The following is a 14,607-nucleotide window of genomic DNA, read 5'->3' as shown; positions in this document are numbered from 1 at the left end:
TATCGGCGCGCGCAAGCCCTTGCGAGCTGGGCTGCACTGGGTCTGCAACGGCGGCTGATCGGCTGTTTTACTCAGCAAATAAGTAGCGTTTTCAAGTGTCTGATACTAACTTGTTAGTTGGAGTTATTACTCTAAATCAGATAATAATCAGGCCCTGTACGGCATGTAGTATTCGTCTTACAGTCGAGTTGTTAATGCAAGTAGTACGCTGCATTAAGTGATGTAATAAGCGGCTTACAGTTAATATCCATGATATTGAATATCAAGGTTTTCTTCTGTCTTGTCGTGTCGTGATTAACTACTGCTTTAAACGAAAGTACTGGCTTCGCGAAAAGGCGTTTCGAGGGACTATTTACGTGCGTCGCAGGACTCGGTTTTTTCGAGTTGTGCCACGCACGAAACTGAGTTTTTCAACTAACGCTCTTAATGCGATAACAGGTACTTAAAATGCTTAAAAAAACCGCTTTCGTACTGCCACTGATTGCCCTGGCTTTCGGTTCGTCCAGTGTGTTCGCTGTCGGTGAAGCGTCCAGCGTCATCAACATCAAAGCCTCGATCCCGACTAAACAGTTCCACGTTCAACCGCGTGACCCGAACTTTGGTCGTGACGAAGTCATGAACTACAACACCGTGTCCGGTGAGCTGAGTTCCTTGCGCGCCACCTACGACGTGAAAAACACCGAAGGCTCCATCAAAGCCTACATCGAAGGTGGTCCTGCTTCGTTGAGCAACGGCACCGACGCCATCGCTCTGACCAACACCTTCAACGGTGTGGTGCTGACCGGCTCGCCGCTGGAAGTGGTCGATGACGCCAGCTCCACGCCGGGTACTCAGGCTGATCTGGTGATTGCCGCGGCCAAGCCGGCTGACGGTGTTTCCGGGCTGTTCACCACCAACTACACCATCGTGTTCGATCACGAGCCTCGCGTCACTCAGTGAGGCAGGCCCGCTGATCAATAAGCGTCGGCTTATTGGGTAGTGATACCGATCGGCAGGCAGTCATGTCGGTTGATCGGTTCCCTTATTGCAGTTCGAAAATCAGAGTATTCCGTTCATGTTCCCGATGACTCCCATCGCGGCAGCGCTCGCCCTGTTGTTTTGTGCGGGCGCGTTGGCGGCAGATCCCGCCAACGGCACCACACCCCGTAGTTTGCTCTCCCAGGCCAAGGGTTTGCCGGCAGACTTTGAAGAGCATTTTTTTGATGTGCCTCTGGCGGTCAGGGTTGAACTCGATCAGGAGTTTGTTTCTGAAGCGATGGTGGTGCTATCGCGGGATGACCGCCTGACCTTGCTCGAATTCACCGACCACGACGGCAGCGTGATCAAGGACGACGAGCGCGATCGCTGGGCCGACTATCTGAAACAAGGCGTGAAACTGGGAAGCTGCGAAAGTAACTGCCCGGAAAAACTCCTGGCGGTGCACTACAACCTGGAAGGTTCCAAGGTTTCCCTGCTGACCGAGGACGCCGAACGTGACGCCGACGAAGAGCGTTACTACTTCCTACCCACCGGCGGCAGCACCGGCCTGATCGTACGTAACCAATTGAACCTCAGTGGCGGCGAAGGCCAGGACCTGGGCGGGCGCTTCGGCCTGGATGCCAGCAGCAGCCTGGGCCTGTGGAGCCAGACCCTGAACATGCAGTTGTCGCGGCTGGGCGGGCCGGATGACCAGGACCTCAACCACGCCGTTTATTCGCTCTACACCCAGCGCGAGCTGCAAGGCAAGTTCCTGCGTTTGGGCTATTTCACCCCCAACTCCGAAGGTTTGACCCGCCAACTGCGCTCCTTCGGCGCGAGCCCGGACACCGCCATCGGGGTGATGTACGGCAGCTCCGACAGCCTGATGATTAACAACCCCAAGCCTGCCGTGTATCCGATTTACGTCACCGCCAGCCGCCAGGCATCGGTGGAGATTTACCGCAATGGCCTGCTGATCAACACCCAGGCCGTCGGCAGCGGTTTGCAGAGTCTGGACACCCGTGCCTTGCCGGGCGGCATTTATGAAGTGGAAGTGCGCCTGATCGAAGACGGCCAGATCACCAGCACCACACAAGAGTTGGTCTACAAACCCAACAACTGGCGCAACCTCGACGAGCGCTGGCGCTATAACCTGTTTGCCGGCCGGGAAAGCAAACTGCTGAGCAACTACGAAGAGCAGACCAGCGGCGATCCGACCGCCGGGGTCTCGCTGAATTACCTGGCACACCCACGCGTGGTGCTGGGCGTGTCCGGGCGCCAGGTCAAGGACAACATGCAGTACGGCACCTCCATCGATTGGACCCTGGCCAACTACGCCAGCCTGTATGCCAACCTGTACCAGACCGAAAAATACGGCACCGGCGCCGACTTCAACGCCCTCTACAACTACGGTGCCGGCACGGTGGTGTTCAACTACACCCGTAGCTGGCTCGACACCCGCAACACCTACGAAACCCTGCCCGACGGCACGCGCATCCGCCAGCGCGATGTATTCGTCGGCCAGACCAGCAACGCATCGCTGTCCCTCAACCACCGGCTCAGCAACCTGCGTTCGATCAATGGCCGCGTGTCGTACAGCCAAGGCAATACCGATGGCCTGGGCCTGGACTTGGGCTGGACCGAACGCACCCACCTGTTCGGCAACGACGCCAACTGGCGGTTGTCGGTGTTCGACCGGCCGGCGACCGCCAGCACCGGTGACCGGCGCAACCGCGGCGTCGACCTGAGTGTCAGCCTGGCCCTCGGTGCGCCGGGCGAGCAATGGTCCGCCAGCATCGGCACCCGTACCGCCCGTGACGGCACTCGCGACAACAACGCCTCGCTGACCTACCGCAAAGACCTCAAGGATCACGTCCTGCAAAGCGTGTCGGCGACCGCGATCACCGACACTTACGGCGTCGGTCTGTCCGGCATGGCCAGTTTCCAGAACGACGTGGTCACTGGCGACGGCTTCGTCCAGCGTTCTTCGTTCAACAACGAACTGTCCGGCGGCCTGAACCTGGACAGCACCTTCGCCATGGGGCAGCGGGAAATGGTGCTCACCAGCCAGTACCACGGGTCCGGTTCCGGCTTGATCGTGGACGTGGAAACCGACGTGGATGACATCGCCCTGCGCGCCGATGACATGAGCGGCGGCAGCACGGCATTGCGACCGGGGCGTAACTTCATTCCGGTGGCGGCCTACAAAGGCAGCTCGGTCAGCTTCGACTTCGAAGGCAACCATGCGCCGTCGGCCTCGATCCAGCCGCAACGCACCCGCTACCACCTGAACAAGGGCGGGGTGGATTACCGCAAGATCAGCGTGATGCAGACCGTCACCGTGCTCGGGCGCCTGGTCGACCCTCAGGGCAAGCCGCTCAAGGGCCTGCATGTGATCAACCACGCCACCCGTGGCGTCAGCGAAGTCGACGGCTTCTTCTCCCTTGAGATGAACGCCAGCTCGCCCACCCTCGAAGTGCGGCGCAACAACCAGTTGCTCTGCCAATTCCTACTCGATCCTTCCAAGGCCCGTGAGGAAAGCAACGTGCTGATGATCGGCGACTTGCGCTGCACCGCGGATACGTTAGCGGAGGCCTTCAATGGCAGTGGCAAAGCGGGTTAACGGTGTGATTTTGTGCAGAGCAGGACTCAAACGCATCCAGCGTGTGGCGATCGCGCTGGTACTGGGGGTTACAACGCCCTTGTCTTTCGCGGGCGTACTGGAAGTGACGGCAGTGTTCAAACCCGACCCGGCGAACCCTATGGTGAACAAGTTCGTCAACACCTCACCGAACTTGGGGCATTGTCTGTGGCAACCGGCGTTTTGTGAAACATGGGGCTTGGCCAGTTTGCTATCGCCCTTGAGCTTCAGTGCCAATGGGCCCATCGCCGCCGACAATGAAATGCGCCAAGGCGCCATGTTCAGAGTGCCCTCGCAGTTTCGCTCAGTGCAGGTCACGCATGTCAGGACCGGCGAGCAGCAAACGCTGGACATGCGTATTGGTGGCTTGGGTGGATGGCATGAGCTGGGCGGCAATGTCTCGCAAATGACCGGGGCTGGGGGCGCTGCTGGGCATAACTTGATGTGGCGCGGAGGCTGGTGGGCCAGGGATGCTCTGCCGTGCAGGCAAACCAGCGGAACTCAAACAGTCACGTCGACGGGCTCATCGTATTTTTGGCGAATCCCGGAAGGAGATGGAACCTGTGTCAAACAGGCGTTGTTCCGGGTGCCGAACTTGCGCTACACGTCACTGTACCTGGGTTATGAGCTGCGCACGCCGAATCCGCTGAGCATGTCCTCGGGCGATTACGTGGGCAGCCTGACCTATACGGTGGGGCCGGGGATGGATTTCGATATGGGCGACGTCATGATGCCCAACGATAACGTCCTTACCTTCAACTTTACGCTGAGTGTGGAGCACGACCTCAAGGTCGAGGTCCCACCCGGCGGCAACCGCATCGAACTGGTGCCCCAGGGCGGCTGGCAAGCCTGGCTGAATCAGGGGCGCAAACCGGCGCGGCTGTTCCGTGACCAGACCTTCAATATCTCCGCCTCTTCGCGTTTCAAGATGCAGTTGGAATGCGAGCGCGTGATGGGCAATACCTGCGCCTTGCGCAACGCCGACGGCCACCAGGTGCCGCTGGATATCAGCGTCAGCCTACCCTATGGCCTGAACCGCCCCGATGGTTCGGCCGTGAACCGTCAGCCCTTGCTGCTCAGCGGCGCGGGCACCGAGCTGTTCCAGCCTGGCTACTACGTCAATCGCCGCCCCGGCACCCTGCATTTCGAGGTCGCCAAAGAGCATGCCGACAGCATGCTGGCTCAGTGCGGCAGCACTTACTCGGGGCAAGCCACCGTTATTTGGGATTCGGATCTATGAATCGCGCATCACCGTTGAACCTTGCCGTCTTGGTCGGACTGTTGAGCCTAGGAGGGACGGGGACAGCCCAGGCCATATCCGAGAACATCACCGCGCTGTTCAAACCGGACCCTGCCAACCCCATGGTCAACAAGTTCCAGAACACCACGCCGATCAGCTCTATCTGTCAGTCGCATATCCCGACGCAGTGTCAGGCCCTGAATCTGTTCAGCCTTCGCATCCCCGGTTTTGACGCGTTGTCCAACGGCCCGATCCTGGCCAATCACGCCGATGAGCGACAGGGGTTCATGGTGCAGGTGCCGTCGCATTGGCGGAACGTGTTGGTGACGCATACCAAGACCGGAGAAACCGAAACAGTGCAAATGCGCATTGCCGGTTTTGGTGGTCTTTGGCAGGTGCCGCGTCCGCCTGGGGTTTCTGCTTGGGCGCAACCTGGGGTTGGTTGGACACAACAATGGGCAAGGGCGCCGAGCCCATGTATTTCAACCGGTCATTTGAAGGCTGGTTTGCAAACCGCTACCTATTTTTGGATGGTGCCGGAAGGCGCTGGGGTCTGCAGTCGTAAGCCCTCCCAAGAATTGGCCTATATGCGTATCTACCAGATGGAGTACGCCTATGAGCTACGGACCCCCAACCCCTTGGGGATGTCCAGTGGCGAATACACGGGCAGCCTGACCTACACAATGGGGCCTGGTGGTGATTACGATTTCGGCGATGTGCTGATTCCCACGGATAACCAACTGACCTTCAGTATTTTCCTGGAGGTCCAGCACGACCTCAAAATCGAAGTCCCACCCGGCGGCAACCGCATCGAACTGGTGCCCCAGGGCGGCTGGCAAGCCTGGCTGAATCAGGGGCGCAAACCGGCGCGGCTGTTCCGTGACCAGATCTTCAATATCTCCGCGTCTTCGCGTTTCAAGATGCAGTTGGAGTGCGAGCGCGTGATGGGCAACACCTGCGCCTTGCGCAACGCCGACGGCCATCAAGTGCCACTGGATATCAGCGTCAGCCTGCCCTATGGCCTGAACCGCCCCGATGGTTCGGCGGTGAACCGTCAGCCCTTGCTGCTCAGCGGCGCGGGTACCGAGCTGTTCCAGCCTGGCTACTACGTCAATCGCCGCCCCGGCACCCTGCATTTCGAGGTCGCCAAAGAGCATGCCGACAGCATGCTGGCTCAGGGCGGCAGCACTTATTCGGGACAAGCCACTGTTATTTGGGATTCGGATTTATGAGCAGAACATCACGATTGGCGCGTGTCGCGCTGGCCGGCCTGTTGGGCCTTGGCGCTACCGGCACGGCACAGGCGCTGTCCCAGGACATCACCGCCGAATTTGTCCCCGACCCGGCGAACCCGACCAAGAACGAGTTTCGCAACACCACGCCGGTCACTGGCGTGTGCGCCTGGCATATGCCTAACCGCTGCCAGCAGATGGGTATTTTTACCATTCGCACCAACGATTTTGCCGCCAACGCCAACGCGCCTATCGAGGCCCTTCACGAGGATCCGCGCCAAGGCGCAATGTGGAAAGTGCCGTCCGAGTGGCGGGATGTACAGGTGACCCATGCCCGTACCGGCGAAACCGAAACCGTGCAGGTGCGCATTGCCGGGATCGGGCACCGTTGGGATGTGCGCCCCAACACCAGTGCCTGGGCGCGGCCTGGATATTCCTGGCAAGGGCAGTGGTCAACTGCGCCGAGCCCTTGCCAGAGCACCGGGTTTCTCACCGGCAACAACACCCTGGCTCTGTTCTTCTGGCTGGTGCCGGAGGGAGCGGGGGTGTGCAGCCGATTCCCCGGCACCACGATCACCCGGTTTTGGTACAGCACCTTCGAGTTCGCCTACGCGCTGCGAACCCCGAACCCGTTGGGCATGTCGTCAGGGGAATACGTTGGCAACATCACCTACACCATGGGGCCGCATCAGGACTTCGATTTCGGCGACGTGGTGATCCCCAGCGACAACCAGTTGACCCTCAATTTCAGTCTGGATGTGCTGCACACCTTACAGGTCGAAGTGCCCCCCGGCGGCAACCGCATCGAACTGGTGCCCCAGGGCGGCTGGCAAGCCTGGCTGAATCAGGGGCGCAAACCGGCGCGGCTGTTCCGTGACCAGACCTTCAATATCTCCGCGTCTTCGCGTTTCAAGATGCAGTTGGAGTGCGAGCGCGTGATGGGCAACACCTGCGCCTTGCGCAACGCCGACGGCCACCAGGTGCCGCTGGATATCAGCGTCAGCCTGCCCTATGGCCTGAACCGCCCCGATGGTTCGGCGGTGAACCGCCAGCCCCTGTTGCTCAGCGGCGCGGGCACCCAACTGTTCCAGCCTGGGCACTACGTGAATCGCCGACCCGGCACCCTGCATTTCGAGGTTGGCCGAGAGCACACCGACAACATGCTGAGCCAGGGCGGCAGCACCTATTCGGGGATGGCCACGGTGATCTGGGATTCGGACCTGTAAACGACGTCACACGTGTTATTGGAGAGCGTTATGTGGAGCAAATATGTGTGGGCCTTGTGGTTGCTGTGCGGCCTGCCGCTGGGGGCGCAGGCCGGGCCCAGCCTGAATGTCGGGGTGTTTTACGACTACCTGGACGGTGACAAGAGCACCTACCTCAAGCGCGTGTTCAACAGCGGCGACAGCACGGCGTTCGTCAGGGTCCAGGTGCTGGAGATCCTTTACAACGCCGACGGCACCTCCGAAGAGGTGGAAGTCAAACCCGCCACCGACGCAAGTTTGCGCGATGGCCTGATGGCCAGCCCCACGCGCTTGATCGTGCCGGCCAATGGCATGCAGGGCACGCGTCTGCTGTACCTGGGCGAGCGGGAAAAAGAGCGTTATTTCCGCGTGCGCTTCGTGCCGGTGATGCCGGAAAAGGACGACGAGTTCGCTCTCTCGGAAGAAGAACGCGAAGCCTATAAAGGCGCTTTGTCTGCCGGGGTAACGGTATTGGCGGGCTATGGCACGGTGTTTTTCGTGCGGCCTAAGGAAGCGCGTTTCCAGACCGGCGTTGACGACAGCGCCGGCCATTACCGCCTGAACAACGCGGGCAACAGTGTGGTGGTGGTCGACGAATTCAAGGACTGCTCCGCTGCTGATCCCAAGGACTGCCAGCCGACCACCAAGAACCACATTCTGCCCGGTCGCACGTTTGGTTTTGACAAGCAAAAGGGGCGGACCTACCGCTTCACCCTGATCGAAGGCAGCGACAAGAAACCTTATGAGGTCAAAGGATGAGAGTCAGTAAACGCACCCATCGTGGGTGGAAACGAGGCGGTCCGGCCCTGCTGGGCCTGGTGCTGCTCACTGGTGGCGCGGTGTTCAGCCCTGCGGCACAGGCGGTTCGTGAAGTGCAAGTGTTCGATGTGTCGGTGACCATCCCCACCCAGGATTTTTACGTGTTGCCGATCACGCCCGGTTTTCTGGAGCGCGAACAACAGATGATCTGGGACCTGGTGCCGGGGCGCCTGCGGCCCTTGCGGGAACACTTCGACGTCAAGAGTTCCGCCGGCGGCATCAATGCGCGCCTGGGTGCGTTGCCCACCCTGTTCAACGGCGGGCGTACCTACATCGACCTGAGCGTCACGTTCAACGGCCAAGTGCTGAGCCTGGAGGACACCCTGGTGGTGCCCCAGGACGAAGCGCGCCAGGGCAAGCGCGTGCTACTGGATATCTCGGCCGTCGAGCCGCCGGATGGGTTTACCCCGGGTGACTACTACGGCAGCGTCGAGCTGCTGTTCGATGCGGTGAGGCCATGATGGTGTGCAAAGGAGCGGTTATGAAGCGTGTATGTGCGGGGCTGGGCCTGTTGCTGTGTGCCCTGAGTGCCCAGGCGGGGCCGAGTATCAATGTCGGGGATTTCTACGATTATCTGCGCGGCGATAAAAGCACCTACCTCAAGCGGGTCTTCAACGGCGGCACCAAGACCGCTTTCGTCAAGGTCAACATCACCGAAATGCTCTACAAGCCCGACGGCACTTACGACGAAGTCCCGCTCAAGACCGAGGCCGACGGCAGTGTGCGCAACGGCCTGATCGCCAGCCCGGCGCGCTTGATCGTGCCGGCCGGCGGTGTGCAGAGCACGCGCTTGTTGTTTATGGGCGAGCGTGACAAGGAGCGCTACTTCCGCGTGCGTTACTTGCCGGTGGCGCCGGAGAAAGACGATGAGTTCCAGGTCAGCGATGAAGAACGCGAAGCCTATAAAAACACCCTGGCCGGTGGCGTGCAGGTGATGGCTGGCTATGGCACGGTATTTTTCGTTCGTCCCAAGGACAGCCGCTTCGACACGAAGATCGAGAACGGTGGGCAGCGCTACGTCATGCGCAATGCCGGCAACACCGTGGTACTGGTCGATGAGTTCAAGGACTGTGCGGGCCATGACAGTACCGACTGCGCGCCAACCACCAAGAACCATATCTTCCCCGGCCGCACCTTCAGCTTCGACAAGAAGGCAGGGCGCGTCTACCGCTTCTATCTGTGGGAAGGCGATGCGCAACGCAGGATCGAAGTGCGCTGACGGACCCCGGCAGGCGCGCGCCCGTGCACGCCTGCCGGGGCTTGCGGCTCAACGCTTCGGCGCTCGATTGCGCCAGTCGCCGGCGTCGCGCAAAGCATTGCGCGTCTGTTCGCGCATCCACGCCAGGGCGTCATAGCCCAGCGTTTCTTCCAGGCGCTCGCAGGCGGCCAGAAGCGCGGCGTCATCGCCTTGCAACTGCCCATCGGTAATACCCAATAGGGCCGCCAAATCCTGCATCTGCTGTAGGGCCTCGGCCGTCGGTGCCCTGCGCCATTGTTCATGCAAGTCTTGCAGCTCATACAACTGCCCGTGACGCGCTTTGAGCCTTTGCTGATGCTGCGCGTGGCGTTCGGGATAGCGCTGCTCCAGCCAGCCGCGCCAGTGTGGGTCCAGCAGCATGCGGTTGACCAGGCCGTCGCCTTCGCCCAGTTCCAGCACCTGGCGGTACGCGCTGTCGATCTGCGCCTCGCTCACGTTGGCCGTCAGGCGGTAGATCATATGGTCCGCGATCCACGGCAAGTCCAGGCGCTGCGCCAACGCAGTCTGGTAGGCCAGGTACACCTCTACTTCATCCACCTCGCCAGGCAGGTTGTCGACGATTTCGCTGCGCAGCCGCAGGCCCTGGCCGCCCTGGGAGAGCGGCGCCAGGCGCTGGCGGATGTCGGCCCGCGCCACGTCGTTGAGCTGCCGCAACCGCGCAATGCCCCGGCACAACACGGCCAGACGCTGCTCGTGAACCTCGGGCGAGGGGGCATAGCGTTCGATCTGATGGACCAACACCTCCACGCCCAGCTCGTTGAATATCTGCGTGCCGGCATCGGCGCAGTTGGCTGGGTAACTGGCCATCTCGAACAGTTTCAGGCGCAGGGCAGTGTCGGCGTCCGCCGCTTCCAGCAGCTCCCAGACCTGTTGCGTCAAGGTGCGGTGGTTGGCGGTGTAACGCTGTTCGTCTTCGGCGCTCTGGAATTCGTCGGGTGCTTCAAGCGCTTTGATCACTTCAAAGAAGCCTTGGGAGCCATGCTCGTGTTCCAGCCGACTCCACAGCGTGCGCGCGGCGTCCTGAGCGGTGGGGTCCAGGTAGGCCAGCCAGGGTTCACTCTCGCCGCGCGGCTCGTAGCTGCGGTCTGCGTCCAGGCCCACGGATTCGCGGTAGGCCCTGAAGCGCTCGCGACTCACCGCCCCCAGACGTGAGCGATCCAGGCGCGTGCGGGCAACCACCAGGGCGGCAGGGCTGCCCAATTCGACCTCGGGCACCTCGGTAATGGCTGTGTCTTGCAGGTTGAGCAGCCAGTGCGGCGGCCGGGGCACATCGAACACCCCGTCCGGCCAGCGTTCGATGGGCGTGCGGCTCAGGTCCAGTTCGTGCAGGTCGCGCATGCGCCCGATATCCGGCACTTGGCGGGTCGGGGTGTGGTTGAGTTTCAGGCGGCGCAGGTAACGCAGGTTTTTCAGGCGGGTGACATCCCGCGCGCGTAATTGCAGCAGGGTGTGCGACAGGTCGAGGTTTTCCAGATGGCGCAGGTCCACCAGGGTATCCGGCAGGTGGGTCAGGGGGTTGTGGGTCAGATCGAGGGTGCGCAACGAGGGGAAGCGCGCGAGAAAATCGGCATGCGCTGCCTTGAAGCGGGTTCTGGCCAGGTTGAGCCCGACCACATGGCCGAAATCGGCTTGCAGCGTCGGCAACGCGTCCGGTAATACCAGGCCGCTGAGGTCCAGCACTGAACCGCGATGTTCGACCCGGACGCGTACCTGGTCGTCCCAGCATTCGAGGATTCTGGCGCTGATAAATGCGCGCAACTCGCGCTCCACGCTCAGGCTATGGGCGCCTGGCTGCAGTGCCCAACGCGACAGCTCGCCGTTCAGACGAATACGTTCGATGACCAGGGTGTTGATCGTTTCGCCAAGGGCCTGCGGCCCGACGGTGTCCATGTAGGTCTGGATACGTTCTTCACTTTGGTAGGGGAACAGGGTTTTCAGAGCCTCCCGATGCAGGTCCGCGCTCGGCTGCGTTGGCCCGCGAGCGGTTCTTTTCGGCATCGGTGTGCCCAGCAGGGCCAGGGTCTCCCGATTCGCGCGAGCGCGTGTCGGCGGCTCGGCCAAGGCGATACGGCGTTCGGCCAGGGGTTCCAGGGTTTGCATCAGCCAGCCGCGCAGCGCGGTGCCCTGGCCGGTGCTGTAGCCCAAAGCGTGCCGGGTGGGATCGGGCAGGGCCCGGAGGATCGACTCGTACAGCGTGTCCGGGCCGTGCAGATGCTTTAACTGATCGTCGAGCACTTCATAGCCATGGTTGCCCTTGCGGATCAGCGTGCGACGCACCTGGGCGTCCATGGGGCCCGCCTCGCAGCGCAACGGCCCATCGGCCGTGCGTTCGCGAACTTGCAGGTGCAGGTCGGCGAAGGCATCGCTGTGATGCTTGAGGGTGTTGAGCACCATGCGTTCGCTGTCCGGGGTTTGCTGCCAGGGAAAATAGAAACCCTCGTAGGCATGGGTGGTGCGGGCGACGAAATCCAGTTCGCCGGCGAGGTTTTTCAGGCGCAGCGGCACGCGCTGGTGCTCATCCATCACCCGCAGTTCGTCGCTGTTGGCGCTGCTGAGTAGCGCGTCGATGGCGTGGCTCTCCAAACGCGGGAAGTGCTCACGCAACAGGCGCGTGCGCGGCTCGTCGGACAGCTCGCGCAAACGGTGCATATAGGGGCCAATGTCGGGCGCCTGCTGGCTGACGTAATCGGCCAGCAGGTTGCGCAGGTGTTGGAGCCGTTGGGGTTTCGGCAGATGTTGGCCCAGCAGCGCCTCGGTCTGGGGTTCATCGAGAAATGCCAGAACCCGCTCCGGCAGTGTGCCAGACATCACTTGTGCCAGGCTCATCTTCAGAGTGTCGGCGGGCGCGGCGTCGGGATTGCCGTAGTGGTGAGAGGCGCCGGTGAGGTCGGCGCGTAGATACACCTGCAAGGTTTTATTCGCCGGCCAGCCGGGCAGTTCGGTAACCGTCTGCTCGAACCACGCCGAGGCCGGGTCCAGTGGCTGCCCGACGCGAATGCTGTCGCTGGAGCGGCTGGCACTGGCATAGGCGTCGAAGCGGTTGAGGGTGTCTTCCAGCAGGGGCGGCAGCGGCTGGTCGTGGTGGTAGATGCCGCGCAGCAGGTCGTCGTCGCAACCGCTGATGCGGCGGATACGCTCCAGTTGTGTATCGCTCAAACCTTCTACCGGTCGCCCGAGGCGACGCAGCAAGGTTGAACGGTCCCAGGTCTGGGGGTGTTCCGCCTCGTGCAGCACGATGCCGTCGCGCTTGAGCTGCACCCTGGGTTGATAGGCGTCGGGTCGGCGCGGATGCACGATGCGATGTTCGTCGCGCTCGGCGTCATAGCGCACCCGAAAGTGCTCGCCATCGCGTCTGAGCAGTGCTTGCCCCTGGTGCCGGTGCAGCCCTGACGGCTCGGCGCGGGCTTGCGCCGGCAGTTGCAGTGAGGGATCGGCATAAGGGCTGATCTGCGGGTTCCACAAGCGCGTGCGACCGTCGGGCAGTTGCACGGCTTTGAGGCCCTCTACAAAGGCCGACAGCTTCAGGTGCAACGGTTGCGCGACCTGCGCACCGGCGGCGAACGTGCCGAGCTGCAGCAGGTTCTGCGCCACCCCAAACATATGCTCCACGGCCTCCCGCGCCTGGCCCTCGGCCCAGTCCACGATGCCTTCGAAGACCTCGTCGGTCAGTTGATAAGCGGTGTACGCGAGCATCAGTTCACCCAGCCCGGGTATGAAAGGCGTGAGGATTTGCACCGCGACATTCAGGAGGTCGGAAAAGATTTTTTCCAGATTGTCCCACCATGCCCAACGCGCCATGCGATCGACGCGATGGGTCGAGACGGCGAGGCTTTGGGCATCGTTGACGATCTTGTTCAAGCGCACCCGATACAAGTAGTTCCACAGGTCGTTTTGCGTGGAGACGGTCGAGCGGTTCTGGTAGTCGTGCTCGAAGCGTTGCACGTTGAATTGCAGATGCGGGTGCTCGACCGGCGTGTCTTTCCAGCTGGGCTGGCTGTCGGTGCGCGCTTTGTGGTGCCACTGCACGCGGCTCAGGCGCGCATTGAGGTTGGCGAAGAAATACCCGCGTTGGTCGTGGGCGACGAAACGGCTGAAAAAGGCCTGATAGTGCTCGACGTCGCGCAGTTGGCGGGTCAGTTCAACCATGAAGGCCTGAGGTGAAGGGTAGTGCTTGAGCGGGTGTTCGGGGTCGTCCGGCACATAGGCGATCACCTGGGTCAGCGGCGTGGGCGGCGATGGCGGGCTATGCAGCAGGATGATGCCGGTGAGCCGCGTGTTCATCATGTCCAGGGTGTGGCAATGCAGCGGCTGGCCCTCCCACTCGACGGCGGGTTGGCCGGCGGCCAGGGCCAGCAACGGTGCCAGGGCGTTGCGCGGAATATCGCCCTTGTGCGCGGCCAGTTGCGCGGCCGCGCTCAAGCCGCTTTTCTGCTGGGCAAGTACGTGCTGGCGCACGCGATAGGCGACGCTGCGCTGCTCGAAGCCCAGGGCTCTCTTGAGCTGGGCCTGATACTGCGCGCCGATATCCAGCCGGCGACACAGTTGTTTGAACCCCTCGACAGTCAGCGCCGCGCCGCTGACCTTGTGGGTGAAGCTCAGACTGCGTTGTTGCCCCCGTGCGTCGGGGCGCGAGAGAAACGCGTAATCGACAAACTGCTCGTTGTCGGCAAAGTTGTGCAGCGCCGCGTCCAGCAACGACACGGTGCGACTGGTGACACCCTGGGTCACGTCAATCACCCACCAGGCCTGGGTGGCGCTGACATAGGTGCGCAGAAAGGTATTTTTCACATCGATGTCGCCGTAATCCTGGGCCAGCGCCGTGCGCAGTTTGGCCTCGGCGTAGGCGTAGACATCGTTCAAGTCTTGAAACTGCCCATCCAACGCATTGAGGTTTTGCCAGTGCGCGTCCACTGCCTGCTTGAGGGGGCGCGGTAGCGATGTGGGAGGGATCGGGTGGCGGCGTGCAGCGTGGTGTAAAGCTTTGAAGCGTTGTGGATGGGTAGCGGTCAGCCAGGGCGGAAGCGCAGTGTTGATGAAGTCGTAATGCAGCCCTTTAAAGGCTTGGGTAAAGGGGATGTCAGCCATGCAATGAATCCTGGAAATCAGCTCATGAGGCATTCGAGTCTAATGAGGGCAGGGGGCGAGAATAAGCGCGAATACCGGGTTGGATACCCCGACGGGATGGCGTTTGATTTCGAAATTATCCATCTCGAAAA

9 protein-coding genes are annotated in these 14,607 nt (G+C 61.6%); 8 read left to right on the top strand and 1 reads right to left on the bottom strand.

The window, feature by feature from the left end; translation table 11 throughout:
• Positions 1 to 447 precede the first annotated feature (447 nt).
• The 8 genes from FIV35_RS06690 (at position 448) to FIV35_RS06655 (ending at position 9,352) form a co-directional block, all read left to right on the top strand.
• Positions 448 to 939 (top strand): CS1 type fimbrial major subunit, encoded by a 492-nt coding sequence (locus tag FIV35_RS06690; protein ID WP_034096086.1) that lies wholly within the window; start codon positions 448 to 450, stop codon positions 937 to 939.
• A gap of 115 nt (positions 940 to 1,054) precedes the next feature.
• Complete coding sequence (locus tag FIV35_RS06685; protein ID WP_034137467.1) at positions 1,055 to 3,580, top strand: TcfC E-set like domain-containing protein; 2,526 nt, start codon at positions 1,055 to 1,057, stop codon at positions 3,578 to 3,580.
• Positions 3,558 to 4,838 (top strand): hypothetical protein, encoded by a 1,281-nt coding sequence (locus FIV35_RS06680; RefSeq protein ID WP_231980867.1) that lies wholly within the window; start codon positions 3,558 to 3,560, stop codon positions 4,836 to 4,838. The genes FIV35_RS06685 and FIV35_RS06680 overlap by 23 nt, the downstream gene beginning before the upstream one ends.
• A complete protein-coding gene (locus FIV35_RS06675) occupies positions 4,835 to 6,070 on the top strand; it encodes a hypothetical protein (RefSeq protein ID WP_083377906.1) in 1,236 nt (411 codons plus the stop codon). The genes FIV35_RS06680 and FIV35_RS06675 overlap by 4 nt, the downstream gene beginning before the upstream one ends.
• Positions 6,067 to 7,296, top strand: a complete 1,230-nt coding sequence (locus FIV35_RS06670) for a hypothetical protein (protein WP_034137142.1) — start codon at positions 6,067 to 6,069, stop codon at positions 7,294 to 7,296. Before FIV35_RS06675 ends, FIV35_RS06670 begins: the two co-directional genes overlap by 4 nt.
• 30 nt (positions 7,297 to 7,326) lie before the next feature.
• Positions 7,327 to 8,073: a pilus assembly protein gene (locus FIV35_RS06665; protein ID WP_052198923.1), complete on the top strand. Its 747-nt coding sequence runs from the start codon at positions 7,327 to 7,329 to the stop codon at positions 8,071 to 8,073.
• The gene (locus FIV35_RS06660; protein WP_123480605.1) at positions 8,070 to 8,594 is read left to right on the top strand and encodes a CS1 type fimbrial major subunit; all 525 of its coding nucleotides are present in this window, start codon (positions 8,070 to 8,072) and stop codon (positions 8,592 to 8,594) included. The genes FIV35_RS06665 and FIV35_RS06660 overlap by 4 nt, the downstream gene beginning before the upstream one ends.
• A gap of 20 nt (positions 8,595 to 8,614) precedes the next feature.
• Positions 8,615 to 9,352, top strand: coding sequence for a pilus assembly protein (locus tag FIV35_RS06655; protein ID WP_034137143.1), 738 nt, complete (start codon positions 8,615 to 8,617; stop codon positions 9,350 to 9,352).
• Positions 9,353 to 9,400: 48 nt separating this feature from the next.
• On the opposite strand, the gene FIV35_RS06650 is transcribed toward FIV35_RS06655, so the two are convergent.
• Complete coding sequence (locus tag FIV35_RS06650) at positions 9,401 to 14,476, bottom strand: NEL-type E3 ubiquitin ligase domain-containing protein (RefSeq protein WP_034137144.1); 5,076 nt, start codon at positions 14,474 to 14,476, stop codon at positions 9,401 to 9,403.
• Between the last annotated feature and the right edge of the window lie 131 nt (positions 14,477 to 14,607).

The organism is Pseudomonas rhodesiae, assembly GCF_007858255.1.
GTDB classification, from domain to species: domain Bacteria; phylum Pseudomonadota; class Gammaproteobacteria; order Pseudomonadales; family Pseudomonadaceae; genus Aquipseudomonas; species Aquipseudomonas rhodesiae.
This window is presented reverse-complemented; position numbering and strand designations above follow the sequence as displayed.

Bases quoted from the DNA above. Each gene is read 5' to 3' on its own strand.
- FIV35_RS06690 (WP_034096086.1), top strand. From the start codon at position 448: ATGCTTAAAAAAACCGCTTTCGTACTGCCACTGATTGCCCTGGCTTTC.
- FIV35_RS06685 (WP_034137467.1), top strand. From the start codon at position 1,055: ATGTTCCCGATGACTCCCATCGCGGCAGCGCTCGCCCTGTTGTTTTGT.
- FIV35_RS06680 (WP_231980867.1), top strand. From the start codon at position 3,558: ATGGCAGTGGCAAAGCGGGTTAACGGTGTGATTTTGTGCAGAGCAGGA.
- FIV35_RS06675 (WP_083377906.1), top strand. From the start codon at position 4,835: ATGAATCGCGCATCACCGTTGAACCTTGCCGTCTTGGTCGGACTGTTG.
- FIV35_RS06670 (WP_034137142.1), top strand. From the start codon at position 6,067: ATGAGCAGAACATCACGATTGGCGCGTGTCGCGCTGGCCGGCCTGTTG.
- FIV35_RS06665 (WP_052198923.1), top strand. From the start codon at position 7,327: ATGTGGAGCAAATATGTGTGGGCCTTGTGGTTGCTGTGCGGCCTGCCG.
- FIV35_RS06660 (WP_123480605.1), top strand. From the start codon at position 8,070: ATGAGAGTCAGTAAACGCACCCATCGTGGGTGGAAACGAGGCGGTCCG.
- FIV35_RS06655 (WP_034137143.1), top strand. From the start codon at position 8,615: ATGAAGCGTGTATGTGCGGGGCTGGGCCTGTTGCTGTGTGCCCTGAGT.
- FIV35_RS06650 (WP_034137144.1), bottom strand. From the start codon at position 14,476: ATGGCTGACATCCCCTTTACCCAAGCCTTTAAAGGGCTGCATTACGAC.